Origin of the sequence: Melghirimyces thermohalophilus (assembly GCF_900102685.1) — a bacterium.
Classification (GTDB): Bacteria; Bacillota; Bacilli; order Thermoactinomycetales; family DSM-45169; genus Melghirimyces; species Melghirimyces thermohalophilus.
The window spans coordinates 32,068-47,453 of sequence record NZ_FMZA01000012.1; the positions used below are offsets into that span (position 1 = coordinate 32,068).

At 53.9% G+C, this 15,386-nt stretch carries 15 protein-coding genes; 10 read left to right on the forward strand and 5 right to left on the reverse strand.

Annotated features, from left to right (window positions below):
• Nucleotides 1-36 precede the first annotated feature (36 nt).
• The 3 genes from BLP91_RS10105 to BLP91_RS10115 form a co-directional block, all read right to left on the reverse strand.
• Entirely contained in the window at nucleotides 37-1,155 is a 1,119-nt protein-coding gene (locus BLP91_RS10105; RefSeq protein WP_091570426.1) for an ABC transporter permease, read from the reverse strand.
• Nucleotides 1,152-2,066, reverse strand: coding sequence for an ABC transporter ATP-binding protein (locus tag BLP91_RS10110; protein ID WP_091570428.1), 915 nt, complete (start codon nucleotides 2,064-2,066; stop codon nucleotides 1,152-1,154). Before BLP91_RS10110 ends, BLP91_RS10105 begins: the two co-directional genes overlap by 4 nt.
• Nucleotides 2,067-2,186: 120 nt before the next feature.
• Nucleotides 2,187-2,612 (reverse strand): DUF2621 family protein, encoded by a 426-nt coding sequence (locus tag BLP91_RS10115; RefSeq protein ID WP_176757933.1) that lies wholly within the window; start codon nucleotides 2,610-2,612, stop codon nucleotides 2,187-2,189.
• A 320-nt stretch (nucleotides 2,613-2,932) separates the two neighbouring features.
• Here BLP91_RS10115 and BLP91_RS10120 point away from each other — a divergent pair, with 320 nt between their 5' ends.
• From BLP91_RS10120 to BLP91_RS10130, 3 genes are all read left to right on the forward strand, one after another.
• Complete coding sequence (locus tag BLP91_RS10120; RefSeq protein ID WP_091570431.1) at nucleotides 2,933-5,224, forward strand: transglycosylase domain-containing protein; 2,292 nt, start codon at nucleotides 2,933-2,935, stop codon at nucleotides 5,222-5,224.
• Nucleotides 5,225-5,329: 105 nt separating this feature from the next.
• Nucleotides 5,330-6,238, forward strand: coding sequence for a DMT family transporter (locus BLP91_RS10125; RefSeq protein WP_091570433.1), 909 nt, complete (start codon nucleotides 5,330-5,332; stop codon nucleotides 6,236-6,238).
• A gap of 125 nt (nucleotides 6,239-6,363) precedes the next feature.
• Nucleotides 6,364-6,567 (forward strand): hypothetical protein, encoded by a 204-nt coding sequence (locus BLP91_RS10130; RefSeq protein ID WP_091570435.1) that lies wholly within the window; start codon nucleotides 6,364-6,366, stop codon nucleotides 6,565-6,567.
• A gap of 154 nt (nucleotides 6,568-6,721) precedes the next feature.
• Here the strand turns inward: BLP91_RS10130 and lepB are convergent, their stop codons facing one another.
• Nucleotides 6,722-7,204 (reverse strand): signal peptidase I, encoded by a 483-nt coding sequence (gene lepB, locus BLP91_RS10135; protein ID WP_091570436.1) that lies wholly within the window; start codon nucleotides 7,202-7,204, stop codon nucleotides 6,722-6,724.
• Between the two features lie 347 nt (nucleotides 7,205-7,551).
• Between lepB and BLP91_RS10140 the strand changes: the two genes are divergently transcribed.
• From BLP91_RS10140 to BLP91_RS10160, 5 genes are all read left to right on the forward strand, one after another.
• Nucleotides 7,552-7,842, forward strand: a complete 291-nt coding sequence (locus BLP91_RS10140; RefSeq protein WP_091570438.1) for an antibiotic biosynthesis monooxygenase family protein — start codon at nucleotides 7,552-7,554, stop codon at nucleotides 7,840-7,842.
• A gap of 38 nt (nucleotides 7,843-7,880) precedes the next feature.
• A complete protein-coding gene (locus tag BLP91_RS10145; protein ID WP_143003525.1) occupies nucleotides 7,881-8,333 on the forward strand; it encodes a hypothetical protein in 453 nt (150 codons plus the stop codon).
• A 143-nt stretch (nucleotides 8,334-8,476) separates the two neighbouring features.
• A complete protein-coding gene (locus tag BLP91_RS10150; protein ID WP_091570443.1) occupies nucleotides 8,477-9,568 on the forward strand; it encodes a class II aldolase/adducin family protein in 1,092 nt (363 codons plus the stop codon).
• Nucleotides 9,569-9,582: 14 nt separating this feature from the next.
• Nucleotides 9,583-10,365: an SDR family NAD(P)-dependent oxidoreductase gene (locus BLP91_RS10155; RefSeq protein ID WP_091570446.1), complete on the forward strand. Its 783-nt coding sequence runs from the start codon at nucleotides 9,583-9,585 to the stop codon at nucleotides 10,363-10,365.
• Between the two features lie 2 nt (nucleotides 10,366-10,367).
• A complete protein-coding gene (locus BLP91_RS10160; RefSeq protein ID WP_091570448.1) occupies nucleotides 10,368-11,240 on the forward strand; it encodes a diacylglycerol/lipid kinase family protein in 873 nt (290 codons plus the stop codon).
• A gap of 530 nt (nucleotides 11,241-11,770) precedes the next feature.
• Here BLP91_RS10160 and BLP91_RS10165 read toward each other — a convergent pair.
• Entirely contained in the window at nucleotides 11,771-13,720 is a 1,950-nt protein-coding gene (locus BLP91_RS10165; RefSeq protein WP_091570451.1) for a heavy metal translocating P-type ATPase, read from the reverse strand.
• A 300-nt stretch (nucleotides 13,721-14,020) separates the two neighbouring features.
• On the opposite strand from BLP91_RS10165, the gene BLP91_RS10170 reads away from it, so the two are divergent.
• Nucleotides 14,021-14,392: a DUF423 domain-containing protein gene (locus tag BLP91_RS10170; protein WP_091570453.1), complete on the forward strand. Its 372-nt coding sequence runs from the start codon at nucleotides 14,021-14,023 to the stop codon at nucleotides 14,390-14,392.
• Nucleotides 14,393-14,605: 213 nt separating this feature from the next.
• Nucleotides 14,606-15,262, forward strand: coding sequence for a peroxiredoxin (locus tag BLP91_RS10175; RefSeq protein WP_091570456.1), 657 nt, complete (start codon nucleotides 14,606-14,608; stop codon nucleotides 15,260-15,262).
• Nucleotides 15,263-15,386: the final 124 nt, after the last annotated feature.

Sequence of the window (15,386 nt, forward strand, 5' to 3'; positions counted from 1 at the left end):
ACTAGCCCCTGCCTTCGTTTTGCAACGTTTCCAACCTTATTTCACATCCCAGCGGAAGGTGAGCGCCGCCACGGTAAAGGAAACGATCAGCCAAGCCGTCAGCACCGCCGCCGGCAGCCACAGCTGAGGCAGGGCTACCCCTTCATTCATCACCGCCCGCAGGGCATCCGTCAGGTAACCGATCGGGATTGCCTTCACCAAGGGCTGCAACAGGCCGGGCAAATCCCGCAGCGGAAAGAAGATACCGCCAACAAAGATCATGGGAAAGGAGACCAATCCGGCGATGGGAGCTGCGCTCTCCGGTGTCCGGGCCAGACTGGCGATGATAAATCCGATCGACATAAAGGTGAGCGTTCCCAGGAGAATAAACAACAGCAACAACAGCCAGGATCCATAGACGTGAACATCAAAGATAAAATATCCCACCAGCAACACCGCCACCGCCTGCAGCCCGTTGAGGAGCACCCGGGCAGTGATCTGTCCGGCGATAAAGGTGGAGCTTTTCAGCGGGGTGCCCTGCATCCGCCGCAAAATTCCCCGTTCCCGCCAGGAAGCGATCGTGGCCGCCACGCCATTCAAGTTGTTGCTCATAATCATCAGAGACAAAATACCGGGGACAAGAAAATCGATATAGCCCAGGGGACGGGTCTGGATGTTGATTTCCTCGGTTTCAACCGGCGGTTGATAAGCAACCGCTTCCTTATTCAGACGGTCCACCGCCTCCTGAATCACGGTAGAACCCACCTGGGAGACGGTCGGGTTGCTTTGATCCATGTACAACTGGACAAAGGGCTGGCCATTCCCGTCGGTCTCTTTCCCCGCAGCGGCCAATCGCTCCCCCAGGCCTTGTCGTAGGACCACCAGGATATCGGCGTCCCCCTTTTTCAACTGGGACAAGCCTTTGTCGCGCGATATCTCTTTCACTTCCAACCCTTCTGTAGCCGACAATTTTTCGATGACGCTTCGGGAACGATCGGTATCATCCTGATCGGCCACCGCCACTTTGAGCTGAAACTGGCTCGTTCCCCCGTTTCCCAAAAAGGTACCCAGGGCCAACATCATAAAAACAGGAAGAATCAGCGACCAAATAATCGTATTTTTATTGCGAGCAAAGAGCAACAATTGCGCCCAGGTTAATCGCCAGTATGCCTTCATGCGTCTGTCAGCCTCTTTCCGGTCCGTTCAAGGAATACATCCTCCAAGGTCGCTGTCCGGGTCCGGAGGCCGTTTAAGGCTAGTCCCGCCTGATCCGCCAGGGAAATCAATCCCGACAGCGTCCCCCGCAGATCATCAGTCAAAAGAAGGATGACTCCTTCCTCCGATTGTTTCACTTCCTTCACTCCTTCCAGCTGCCGAAGCTGGGCATCGGCGGCGTTCCGTTCCGCCGCAAATTCCACGATACTGTCGGAGCCCAGCTTCCGAATCAGTCCAGTGGGGGTGTCCAGGGCGATCACTTGTCCCGCATTCATAATCGCCACCCGATCACACAGATATTCCGCTTCTTCCATATAGTGCGTCGATAAAAAGAGTGTCTTCCCCTCTTCTTTCAGACGCTGAATGATCTCCCACAGGTCCCGGCGCGCCTTGGGATCGAGGCCAGTTGTCGGCTCATCCAAAAAGATCACCCGAGGGCCGTGAACGACAGCCAGAGCGATGGCCAACCGCTGCCGTTGTCCCCCAGAGAGATGTTTGACCAGGGTCTTCCGCTTCTCTTGCAGGTTAAACGCCGCCAGGAGTTCTTCCACCGGGCGCATCTCCTGATAAAAGCTGCCGTAGAGGAGGATACTCTCTTCCGTCGTCAGGTGGTCAAACAACGCCGTCGACTGAAGTTGAACCCCGATCAGCTCTTTCACCTTGGCGGGGTGACGGACGGCATCCACCCCGAACAGACGGATCTCCCCGGAATCAGGGCGTCTCAAGCCCTCTATCATTTCCATCGTCGTCGTCTTACCCGCGCCATTGGGGCCCAACAGGCCGAACACTTCCCCTTCAGCCACTTCAAACCCCACATCATCCACCACCCGTGTTTCACCGTAACGCTTGACCAAATGGTTTACTCGTATCATGCCGACCTCCGTTGTTCCATTTATTACCCTGTCCAGTATAGCACAGCCCCTCAGTGACCATAAAAAACAAATCGGCCACCGGTTGTGCGAAAAACAGGCACCACCGGGCGGTGATGCCTGTTATTGGAACAGCTGGCGATAGGGGGTCCAATCGATCTGTTTACGCTCCAAGGTTTGGACCAGCCACTTGTGATCCCGCTTCGGCGTAGCCATGATATAGCCTCGCACGATCAGCGATTCAGTAATCCGATCCGCCTTCTCCTCCACCGCTAACTGCCCGATTTTGCCGGCGATGGTTCGCTTCGCCGTATCCCGGAACATCTGCGGCACCGGTTGAACCAGCTCTTCCAACAGCGCTTTCTGCTCTTCTGACCACAGGTGCCGGGTCTTCTCTATATAGTAGTCCTGCCAGTCGAGATCTGATTTCCCGTCTTCTTTCGGCATTCCCTTCATAAACTTGCGGAACATGAAGTAGCCCCCGGTAGCCAAAAACCAGATCATGAATAAAAACCAGGGGATCATCACCCACAGGATCCAATCCGGCATGATTCCTCACCTCTTGCCCCTTCCGGATAAGTTCATCTGTTCATACATTGGACAACGATCCGTTTCCTCTCGTCAGCCGGCCCCTGTCGACAGCATCGTTGTCCATTTCCACATGCACCGCTTCCTATTGTAACACGAAGCCCCTTACATTGCCGCCTGTCAATCGTACCTGGCGGCTTTGATCACAAACAAATGCCTCGATCGGGCACCCCGTCACACCATCTTGTCGTACATGCCTTTTAGGATGATTTTTCGTCACAGAATTCCTTTTACTGGACAACCCAGATGATATATATTGTACCTTGGGAGGAGAGAATCGGATGAACCTGCAAAAGCTTAAACCTGTGGGTCGTATGTTTTGGAAATCGATGATGACCAAAAAGTGGTGGATTTTGGTCCTCTCGACCACGGCCTTGTTTATTCTGGGCGGTTTCGCTACCGTGTTGATGACGACTAGCATGTACGATCTCGAAAGCCTCGAGAACATGCAGTTTGCCACCACCATCTACGACCGCAACGAGAAAAAAGTGACAACCCTCGGAAGTAACCAGAGGGAATATGTCGACTTGGACAAGATAAAAACCGAAGATCTGGCCAAAGCCTTTGTGGCTGTGGAAGATGAACGGTTCTATGAACATAACGGAGCCGACCTGAAGGGGCTGGGTCGCGCCCTCGCAGTAGACATCCTGACGATGAGCCCCAAGGAAGGCGCCAGTACGATCACCATGCAGGTGGCGCGAAATGTGATCCTAAACAACCGGGAAAAGACATTTTTGCGGAAAGTGAACGAAATCGCTCTCGCCTATAATTTGGAACGAAAATATACGAAAGAGCAGATCCTGGAAGCTTATCTGAATTACATTTATCTCGGCAACGGGGTGTCTGGTGTTCAGATGGCATCCAAAATCTATTTCGGAAAAGATTTGACCAAAGATGAGCTGGAACCCCACGAAATCGCACTGCTGGCGGGACTTCCCAAAGCGCCTGAGGGGTACAACCCCTATAAAAATCCGGAAGAGGCCAAACACCGCCGCAACGTGGTTTTAAATAAAATGGCCGAACACGGCCTGATCACCGAGGAAGAGAATAAGAAATATCAAGAGATGGACCTGGGCGTCGATCGCGACTATCTCAAAAAATATGAGAAAGAGGAACAGTACACGGCATACAAGGAATACGTTTTTGAAGAGGCGGAAAAGCGTTACGGGCTTAACTCTCAGGAATTGGCCAGCGGCGGTTACAAAATCTACACGGGATTGAACCGAAAAGCTCAACGCACCCTGGAGCAAACCTTGAAGAAGGACTCCGCCTACCATCACAATAAAAACCTGGATGCCGGCGCGACTATCATCGACCCCAAAACCGGGGAAATCGCGGCCCTGGGCGGAGGACGGCATTACATGCGTGGCTATCCCAACCGAGCTCTAGCCACTCTGCAGCCCGGCTCTTCCATCAAGCCGCTGACCACCTATGCACCAGCCATCGAAGACAAAGGTTACAACGGTAGTACCATCGTTTCCGATGCCCCTTTCACTTATAAAGGTTGGTCACCGGAAAACTATGATGACCAGTACCACGGAAATGTCCCCCTGCGCGAAGTGGCGGGACAATCGATGAACGTGTCGACGGCCCGGCTTCTGGTGGAAGTGGTCGGTGTGGACAACGCCTTCGATTACGCACAAAAACTGGGACTCAACCTGAAGCCTGCAGACAAGACACCGGCTCCCCTGGCCCTGGGCGGTTTGACCGAAGGGGTAAGCACCCTGCAGATGGCGCAGGCATACAGCACCTTCGTCAATGACGGAAAATATACCCAGGCTCATGCGATCTCCAAGATCGTCGATGCCGATGGAAATGAGCTGGAACCGAAGGAGGAAATAGAGAAAAACATCGAGGTCTTCTCCGAAGACACCGCCTGGACCATGACCCAGATTTTGAAACACGCAGTAGATAACGGCACCGGACAAAGCGCGCAAATCGCCGGACGGGATGTGGCCGGTAAGACCGGCACCACACAAAACAGCAAAGAAGCCTGGTTTGTGGGATACACACCGAAATATGTCATGGCCACCACCGTATTTAACCATGACGGCGGCCAGGTGGAGCTCTCTGGCGGCGCATATCCCGCCCGCATTTTCCAACAGGTGATGAGTGAAACGTTGAAAGGTACCGAACCCAGCCGTTTCCAACCCCCTTCCGGAAATGGTTCCAACAAAGGGGGCGGCTTGCTGGACAGCATCTTCGGCGATGATGAAACGGATCAACCACCGGAACAGCCGCAACCGGAAGAACCGGCGGAACAGCCAGAGCCTCAAGAACCGAACCAGCCCGGGGATGAAGACGCTGACGGTCAACCTGGCGAAGGAGGCGGACCAGGCGGAGACGGTCCCCCCAACCCTGGAGATGGCGGTGACAACGGCGATCAAGACGGCCAAACCGGCGGAGAGATTGGCGGTGACGGCGGAAACGGTGGGGATACCGGGGGTACAGATCCGACCGGTGGTGACAACGGCACTGACGGCGGGGATACCCCCGGAGGAGACACCTCCGGCGATCCAGGCGGTAATGCCACTGGTGGAGACAACCCGGAAACCGGTGACCGCACACAATAACCCGTACCGATTGGTTCTTCAGCCGAGCCCCCCTCATCTGACGTGAGGGGGGCTCCCTTACATATCAGCACCGGGTCAGAAAATCATTTGAGGAGGGAAGAGCAGATGAATACCAAGGCTTTTTCTATGGCATTGACCACCATTGTGATCTGGGGATCCACCTTTGCCGCTATTCGCGCCAGCTTGCAGGGAGGCTATGCCCCCGGTCATCTGGTGTTGGTTCGTTATCTGATCGCATCGGGGTGCTTTCTTCTCTACGCCCTGTGGCCCGGAGTTACCTTTCGCTTGCCGAGAAAAGAAGATGGCTTCCGGATTCTCATCCTCGGTTGGATCGGGATCAGCATCTATCACGTGGGAGTCACCTTCGGCGAACAGACGGTATCCGCGGGTACCGCGGGGATGTTGATCGGTTCCGCACCGATCTTTACCGCCGTCATCGCCGTTCTCTTTTTAAAGGAGCGATTGGGGTTATGGGGCTGGGCCGGCCTCGCTATCGGTTTCACCGGAATCGTGTTGATCACATGGGGAAGTGCCGGCCCCACCCTCCACTTTTCCCCCGGCGCTTTCTTCGTGTTAACGTCAGCCCTAGCCGCATCTATATTTTTTGTCTTTCAGAAACCTTTGTTACACCGCTACCGCCCCGTGGAGTTGACGGCCACCTTCACTTGGGCGGGGACGCTGCCCTTTTTCCTGTTTTCACCCGGCCTGTTTGAATCGCTGCAACAAGCCACCCTGGAAGCCCATCTCTCCGCCCTGTATGTCGGAGTCTTTCCGGCTGCGATCGCCTACGTCACCTGGGCCACGGCTCTCTCCGCAGGCAAAGCCAGCACAGTGACCAGCATGATGTACCTCGAACCCGCCGTTGCCATTGTCATCGCGTGGATTTGGCTTGCGGAGTGGCCTAGCACCCTTTCCCTCATCGGCGGCATCATCGCCCTCTCCGGGGTGATGATCGTCAACGGTCTGGGAAAGAGAAACACGCAAGCAAGGAATGACACCAACGTTTCGCCTTAGGGAGCGGGTGCGCCCGCTCCTTTTTCATTTTTTAAGCTGCTCTGGTATAACCGGGACATACTATTCAAAATCCTCAGATATATAGGGCCCGAAACACCGATATCAAACTGGGGAGGGCTGAGGGTATGAGACGACACGTTCTGCTTCTGATGACCTTGTTGTTGATTTTGTTGCCGCTCTTATCTGCTTGCGGCGGGAAACCGGCAGCCGACGGAAAGCAGGAAATCACGTTGAACGCGCAGACAGAACCACCATCCTTGGATCCGGCGCTGGCCACGGACACGACTTCGGGCTGGGTGTTGGAACACCTCTTTGAGTTGGATGATTGATCCAATCTGAGGCCAATGCCAGCCAAAAGCACAAACAATATGTACAATTTTTTATTTGTGTCGAGCAGTTCGGATATCGTGTTTCGCGGTTGCAACCAGATGGCTTTCAAATATTCCATGTTTTGCAAGGCTCTTAAACCTCCTCAATTCATCCTTAGTAAGCAATGAGCACCCCTTTGATCCGTTCCTTGGATATGGGGCCCATTTCACGGCTGTCATAGCTCCCTTCCCGTTCATCCCCTAAAACGAACACCGACCCATCCGGAACTTTAATCGGACCAAAATCCTGTACTGGCTGTTTCATGGCCAAATATTTCTCCTCAGCCTGTTTTCCGTTGATATACAGCTTCTGGTTTTTGGCTTCAACAGTGGACCCCGACAGGGCTACCACCCGTTTGATGAAAATGTTCTGACCATGATGAAAAAGAATGATATCACCCACGTCGGGGGCTTGATCCCATTTCAAGGACATCACCATCTGACCATGCTTCAATGCGGGTTCCATACTATCCCCATAAACTCGATAGAAACCGAACAATTGGAAAAATAAGATGACTAGTACAATGAAGGAAAGGAGACTGATAAGGATCCATTTAATGAATGACCGCCAATTGAAGCTCAACACAATATTCCCCACCTCATCTAGTAGAAATTAAGTCTATTCTTGCAATGTCAAGTGTTTTATCGAAATGGATCATTCTTTTATACATTATCTGTAACGAAAGCCCCCCGGGGGTACATACTTACGTTTCCTGTTGTTCTTCATTGCCCACTAAGCGGTCGATGACCTCCCGGCAGTATGGGATGATCCCCTTTGAAAGCTAAAAAGACTGCCCACAAGAATACAAGCATATGAAAAATCGATGCAATTTCCGCCGTCAACAAGGAAAAATCTTGTATTCGTGACTTTTTGGGGAGAAATCATAGAATAATGGTCCAAATTTCAACCGGCTTTGTTAAAATGGGTGTGGGAGGGTTGTCCATATGTATCAAGTCAACAACCGAATCCGGGTGGACTCCCGGGACCACATGGGTGAACTGGTGGAACGGTTCCGCCAGGCTCCGGAACGGATGAAAAAGGTGCCTGGCTTCGTCTCTTTCCGCCTGTTGCAAGCGGAAGACGGAACCCATCTGGTGGCCGAGACCGTATTTGAGAGCAAAGAAGATTTTATCCGTTGGACAGAGAGCGAGCATTTCGCCCAGGCGCACGGCGAACGAAAAGAACAACAGACCCGCAACCCCGCCACCGAAGGGTTTGAAGTGCTCATTCCCTGAAGGGGTCCAACGATTATTGCTTAGAAATGGGGATGGATATGGATATTAAGATTGCACTCTTCATCCACGTACTCAGTATTGCCAGCTGGGTAGGCGGTCTGACGGTAATGGCCGTCTGGCTGCGCAAATCGACCAAGTTGCACGACCAGGGTCTCTCCATGACAGAGAGTTTCCAAAACGTACACAACCTGAACGTGCGGATGATGGTTCCCGTCGCTGTCCTCACCCTGCTGACGGGTCTGTACATGCTCGTGCAGTGGGGACCGGATAAGCCGCTCTACCTCCTGATCAAAGAGCGTTTTGGCAGCTTGGTCGTCCTGCTCTATGTGATCGGGCTCCCGATCTACGGAGGGCGGCTCCTCAAAAAGGGAAAAACGGAAAAAGACCCCGCTGCCTTGGCCGGGACCGTCAAACGCTACGCCAATCTGTTGAACATCACCCTGCTTCTGCTGGTGTTCATCATTTTGGTGGTTACCCTGAAATTTCAATAACCACCGCTTTCTTCCGCCGTTCACGGCGGGTTTTTTTTTGACATCATCGGTAAAGGTGGGCTTATCTCCGCTCCAACCTGGATAAATCACCCTTTATCTGTAAAATATAGAAACCGCATTCTATGTTTTGGGAGTGTGAGATGATGCAAACATTTTCCTTTGTGGGGGAAGGACTCCACAACCCCAAACTTCAATCCTTTGCCCAAGGTTTGCGAGAAGAGATGGAAGCCCACGATTATCAGTGGGACGGGGAGGCTTCACCGGATGTCCAGTTGGTGTTCAATTTTGTCAACCCTGACTCCCCCCGCCACTTCCGCCGGAGCGGCAAGGGGACCTTTGTGGTGACGGTGATGGAGAGTCCTCAGCCGAAGACTCAACACTTGCTACATACGGCGTATCCGGTTCTGATCCGCTCTTTGGGAAACCTGCTGATTCACCTGGATACCTCCGATGACCGATTGCAGGCCCATTTTATCACCCTGGAACAAGGATGTTATCCGATCCGGGAAAGCTTTGGGGATCCGGATTACTTCCGCAATATTTTTCAGCGCCTGCAACCCCTCGCTACTTCACAGCTGGTGATCGATAACACCTTTTATCCCGACTTGCCGGAGTCTCTGTGGGAGGGGGACGAGGTGACAAGACACATCCATCAGGCGGGCAAAAAACTGGATGAATGGAACCTCCTACCGACCCCCTTCCCCATCGAAGAGGTGCTTCCCGCTAAAGCTTACCGACATATCCAACGGCTGTACGGCATCGGCGGGCTCAGCTACGGAAACCTGAGTGCTCGTCGAGAGGGAAACCAGTTTTGGATGAGTGCCCGGGGAGTCAACAAAGGCAACCTTCACGAAATCGGAAGGGATATCCTTTTGATCAAAGGATTTGATGAGGATCAGCCGGCCATGGAAGTGAGTGTCCCTCCCAAAATCGAACCCAAGCGGGCTTCAGTGGATGCGATCGAACATTGGATGATCTACTCCGAGCATCCAGAAGTGGGGGCGATCATCCATATCCATGCCTGGATGGAGGGAATTCCGTCGACGGAGATCAATTATCCCTGCGGTACTGTCCAATTGGCGGAGGCGGTGGCCGACCAGATCCGAAAAGCGGAAGATCCCGCCAAGGCTGTCGTCGGCTTGAAAAATCACGGCCTCACGGTCACCGGCCGAGATCTCGATGATATTTTTCAACGGATTGAAGGGCGGATTCTGCCACAGGTTCCGATGGAATGAGAGGAGGGGAGTAGATGTCTCGAGTGGTCCTGATTACCGGCGGTTCCAGCGGCATCGGAAAAGAAATCGCCCGGCAACTGACGATGAGAGGCGATATCCCCCTGTTGCTGGGGCGAAATAAGGCGAACCTGAAGAGAGTACAGGAAGAGTTGAAGCGGGGGGATTTCTTTGTCTGTGATGTTACCAAACAGGGGGAAGTCGAGGCTGTCGTCTCAAAGGTGATCAAAAGATACGGTTCCGTAGATGTGTTGATCAATAACGCGGGCTACGGACGCTTCGGCGGAGCGCTCGACTTTTCTCCTGACGAATACCGGGCCATGATGGAAACCAACTACCTGGGGGCGGTCCAGATGACCTTAGCCATGCTCCCCCACTGGCTGCAACAGGGCGGAGGAAAGGTGGTCAATATCGCCTCCATCGCCGGGCTGTCCGGCACGCCCAATCTGGCCGCCTATGCCGCCTCCAAATTCGCCTTGATCGGCTTTTCAGAATCGCTCCATCTGGAGTACGCCCCGTTGATTCAGGTTGGGGTCTTGTGTCCGGGACCTGTCAAAACTCCCTTTTTCCGCGGCGAAGACCCGGGCCAACTGTTTCCCCCTGCGTTGTCCCGGAAGCTGCTCGATACCCGTGTTGTCGCCCGCCACGCCCTGCGCTTGATCGAACATCCACGGATGAAAGTGATTCCCGCAAGCTTACGTTGGGCGATACGTGTTCGCAGCTGGTTTCCGGGATTGTATCACCACATGACTCACAGGTTATACAGCCGGTGGCAACAAAATCACAAGCTCGAGGTGTGAGCATGTACGTCTTAATCGTCAACCCAACCTCCGGAAACGGGCGCGGCCAGCGAGCAGGGACCCGAGTGGAACGCTTGCTGTCCCGAATGGGATTCCCCTACCAGGTACAGATCACCCAATCTCCCGGTCACGCAACGGACATCGCCCGCAGCATGCTTCAGGAGAAGGAACTGCAGGCGGTAATTGCCATCGGAGGAGATGGTACCGTCCATGAGGTGGGCAATGCCCTGGCCGGAACGAAGATCCCCATGGGGTATGTCCCAGCGGGCTCAGGCAATGATTTTGCCCTGGCCCACGGAATTCCCACCCGACCGGAAGCCGCCGTAAACCGCATCCTGAAGGGAGAAGTGCGTCGGATCGATACCGGACGGATCGGAGGTCGCACCTTTGTCGGCTTCGCCGGAATGGGATTTGACGGTCAGGTGGCGGATCGGGTGAATCGGTCCGCCTTTCACCGCCGACTGGGCCGATTGGCTTACCCCCTCGGTTTTTTGCAAACCTTATGGAATTACCGACCGACCCGCCTGCAATTAACGGTGGATGGCAAGCGCCATGATATGGACGGCGTATGGATCGTCGCTGTCTGCAATCAGCCCAATTACGGCGGAGGGATGAAGATGTGTCCTACCGCCAGTTGTCATGACGGGCAGCTTGATTTATGCTGCGTACACGACCTAGGACACCGTCAATTAATAAGGCTCTTCCCCCGCGTATATAAAGGCCGGCACATCGATCACCCCTCCATCCAACTTCATCGTGGCTCCCGGATCACTCTGGAATCCGACCCTCCCCTCCTGGTCCATGCCGACGGGGAAGTGATCGGCAAAACCCCTCTCACCATCTCCGTCTTCCCGCAATCCCTGTCTATCTTGTGAAGGGTCGTCACGATAGAACCCTTCGAAATGGCAGCGGAAACCTCCGTGCTTCCCCCTATTTTTTCGGTCCATTTTTATCAACGCGGGCAATGATTTGTTGAAGAAAATTGTGAATCCCCTTTTTTACTTCCTTCGGTAAAATGAGATCCTCTTTATGGCAGCGGTCATCCTCCCGGTTTTCTGTCACACTGATCCTCCTTTACTTAAAAAGCAGGCTGACATGGGAACAGACAGCCCGCAATATGACATACCATCGTTTCATGTCAGTCAAATCTAGGTTATCACTGAGTAATCCGATGTAGCTAGACGTTCGACGAATAGCCGCTCCTTGTGCGAAGGAAAGGTCTGTCCGAAAGAGCGACTTTGCACCCGAGGGCAAGACCCTGCCCGTAGCGAGACCAGGAAACGGAGTAACCCTGGCAAGACTTGTGCCCGATGGGTGTATTGCGAGACCAAAAACGGAGTACTTAAGGCTCACCTTTTTCTTTAAAACAAAAGGCGATCCCCACTGGGGACCGCCTGTTATGATCTTATCGCAACATCCGCAGTCCATTTAAAATGACCAGCAAGGTGCTGCCCTCATGGCCTACCACTCCAAGAGGCAGGGAGATCCCCTGGATAAAGTTGGCCGCGATCAGACAACCGATCACTGCCAGCGCAAAGACAAGGTTCTGCCGGGTAATCGACCAGGTGCGCTTACCGAGGGCGATTGCCTGCGGCACTTTGTGAAGGTCATCATTCATCAACACCACCCCGGCTGTCTCCAGAGCGACATCGCTGCCCGCCGCCCCCATAGCGATCCCGACGGAAGCTCCTGCCAACGCCGGGGCGTCATTCACCCCGTCTCCAACCATCGCTGTCGGGCCGATCTCCCGTTCTAGCTCCTTGAGGGCTGTCATCTTGTCCTCGGGAAGGAGTCCATAGCGAACCTGATCGATCCCCGCCTGCCGGGCGATCGCCTCTGCTGTTTCCCGCTGGTCTCCCGTCAGCATCACCACACGGAGACCCAGTTGCTGCAAGCGTTGGATCGCCGCCTGGGCTTCCGGACGGATGGTATCCTTCAGCGCGATCAGCCCCACCGGGCCAGTGTCATCCGCCAAACAGACCACCGTCTTCCCGTCACTCTCCAGAGATACCAACCGGGAGCGGTCGGCATCCTCCGCAAGGATCCAGTCCGGCTTCCCAATACGCCATCTGGTCCCGTTCCACTCCGCTTCCACTCCCCGCCCTGTTTGGGAATCGAATCGTTCAGGACGATCCACGGTCATTCCTCGTTTCTTCGCTTCCCGCAGGATCGCCTGGGCGATGGGGTGTTCCGACAGCGACTCTAAAACAGCGGCCGCTTTCAACACCTCGTCTTCATCCCGATCCCCCAAAGGCACCACATCGGTCACCGCCGGTTCTCCACAGGTCAGTGTACCGGTCTTATCAAAGGCGACCGCTTTAATTCCTGAAAAGCTTTGAACATGAGCCCCGCCTTTAAACAGAATTCCTTTGCGGGCGCCGTTGGACATGGCGGCCAGCACCGCCGGCATAATCGAAGCGACGACGGCACAGGGAGAAGCCACCACCATAAACACCATCGCCTGATACAAGGTATCCCCCCAGCTCCAAGAAAAGAGGAGGGGCGGAAGTACCAGCAAAAGTCCAGTTACCGCCAACACCGCTTTGACGTAAACCCCTTCAAATCGCTCGATCTTGCGCTGGGAAGGGGGTTCCTGCTCCTCCGCTTCACGGACCAGCTGGAGGATACGGGAGAAGGTGCTTTCCTCAATCGGCCGATCCACTCGGAGGGTCAGCGAACCGGTTCCGTTGAGGGTTCCAGCAAAAACTTCACTGCCCTCCTCTTTTTCCACCGGCACGGATTCCCCTGTGATCGTCGCCTGGTTGACTTCCGACAGGCCCTCGGTCACCGTTCCATCCACGGGAATCTGTTCCCCCGGTTTGACCAGCACCATATCTCCCGGTCTCAGCTGATCGATGGAAATCTCCCGCTCCTCTCCCTGAACAACGATACGGGCGGTCTCCGGTTTCAGGGACATCAAAGCCGACAAATCCCGGCGACTTTTCTGTTCCGAATAAGCCTCCAGCGCTCCGCTCAGGGCAAAGATAAAGATCAAAAGCGCCCCTTCCATCCAGTAGCCGATACTGGCTGCTCCGGCGGCAGCCAACAGCATCAACAGATTGACATCCAATTTTCGTTCGTGGATCCAGGCTAAGATCCCTTCCCGTCCTTTGGCAAATCCACCAACAACATAAGCCGCGAGATAGAGAGCTTCGTCGGGGATCAAGTGGCCGGAACCCAACCAAGCCAACAGGATCAGCAGACCGCTGATCCCTGCCGCCACTGCTTCACCATGGACGCGGACAAAGCTGAACCAGCGGTTTTTCTCTCTATCGCCTTTGTTTGAGCGGGATGCGTCCGCAGCGGATGTGCGCATCGCCGGTTCCACTCTCGTCATTCCTGTTTGATCGATCATATCGAATGCACCGCCTTTCGCCAATCCCGTTGAGAATAAAATTCATTGTCTAAAGCCCTATAAATGAGAGAAGCTGTCTGCCGACAGCGGCAAACAGCAGGATGGACTGATTTTTCAAGGGTCGCATTTGTCCCGGCGCTCTTATTTATAATTATTATAATGTAAAAGTCATTATTTGTTAACCCCTTTTTTAGACTTGGATTCCTTTTTGTCAATGGGGTGAACCTAGGTGCGTTCCTTCCGGGAAAGCTTTATACTGAACATGGAATCGAGCAATGTCGTTAAATAGGGGGGACCAACATGAAGGTCTTTATCTTATTAGGAGCGATCAATATGTTTGTAAGCATCGCTCTAGGTGCTTTTGGCGCCCACGGTTTGGAAGGAAAAGTGTCGGAGAGAATGTTGTCCAACTGGCAGACCGGCGCGCAATACCACATGATCCACGCCCTGGGACTGCTGTTTGTAGGGCTGTTGGCCGGTCGCATCGGAACCAACCCCTTGGTGACCAATGGTGGTTGGCTGCTTTTAGCCGGGATCATCCTGTTTTCCGGCAGCCTATACATCATGGCTTTGACGAATATCACCAAGCTGGGCATGATCACACCTTTCGGTGGTGTCTCCTTTTTGATCGGCTGGACACTGATCGCCACCGCCGCGGTGAAAGAACTGTGATTCAAACCATCCCCGCCTTTTTGGCGCGGGTGGTTTTTTATATGCCTCTAACGGCAAAAAGGATTCTTTCGCCATAAGATTGGGGGGGGATCTTGACACTTTAGGTATTTAAAAAAAGTGCCACCAGTTGTACAATAGGAATTGGCATAATCACAAGTAAAGTGATAGGATTACTTGTGAGAAGTCAAAAACACAATGAGGAGGTCCTCAACCATGGAACAAGTGGAAGCGCAAACCCCCACCCTCCCTAAAATCGGGGATCCAGCACCGCAGTTCACCGCCAAAACCACCCACGGAGAAATCAGCCTGTCCGACTTCGAAGGGCAATGGGTGGTTCTCTTTTCCCATCCGGCCGACTTCACCCCGGTCTGCTCCACGGAATTTATGGCCTTTGCCCGGAAAAATGATGAGTTTGAAAAGCGCGACGTGAAGCTGATCGGACTGAGTGTCGACAGCCTGCCGTCCCACCTGGCCTGGGTGACCAACATTAAAGAGAAAATGGGTGTGGAAGTCCCGTTCCCAGTGATCGCCGACCTGAATACCGCCGTTTCCCAAAAATACGGCATGATCCATCCGGGAGCCAATGAAACGGCTACTGTCCGCACCGTGTTTGTGATCGATCCGAAACAGACGATCCGGGCAATCATCTATTATCCCCTCAATGTGGGTCGCAGCATCGACGAAATCATCCGGCTGGTCGATGGCCTGCAAACCGCCGACAAATTCAGCGTGGCCGCACCGGCCGACTGGAAGCCCGGCGAACAAGTAGTCGAACCCGCTCCCGCCAGCGTGGAAGGAGTCAACCAACGTCTCCAAGGGGATCTCACCGGCACCGACTGGTACTTGAAAAAGAAAAACCTGGAGGGCTAACTCCCTTCCGAGCCACAACCCCGCTGGATTGGCGGGGGTTTTTTATAATCCAACGAGCGGCCCTGTACAGGAGATAGAAACAGAAGATCACTCCACCGCTCACGTACAACATCATGGAAGGTAG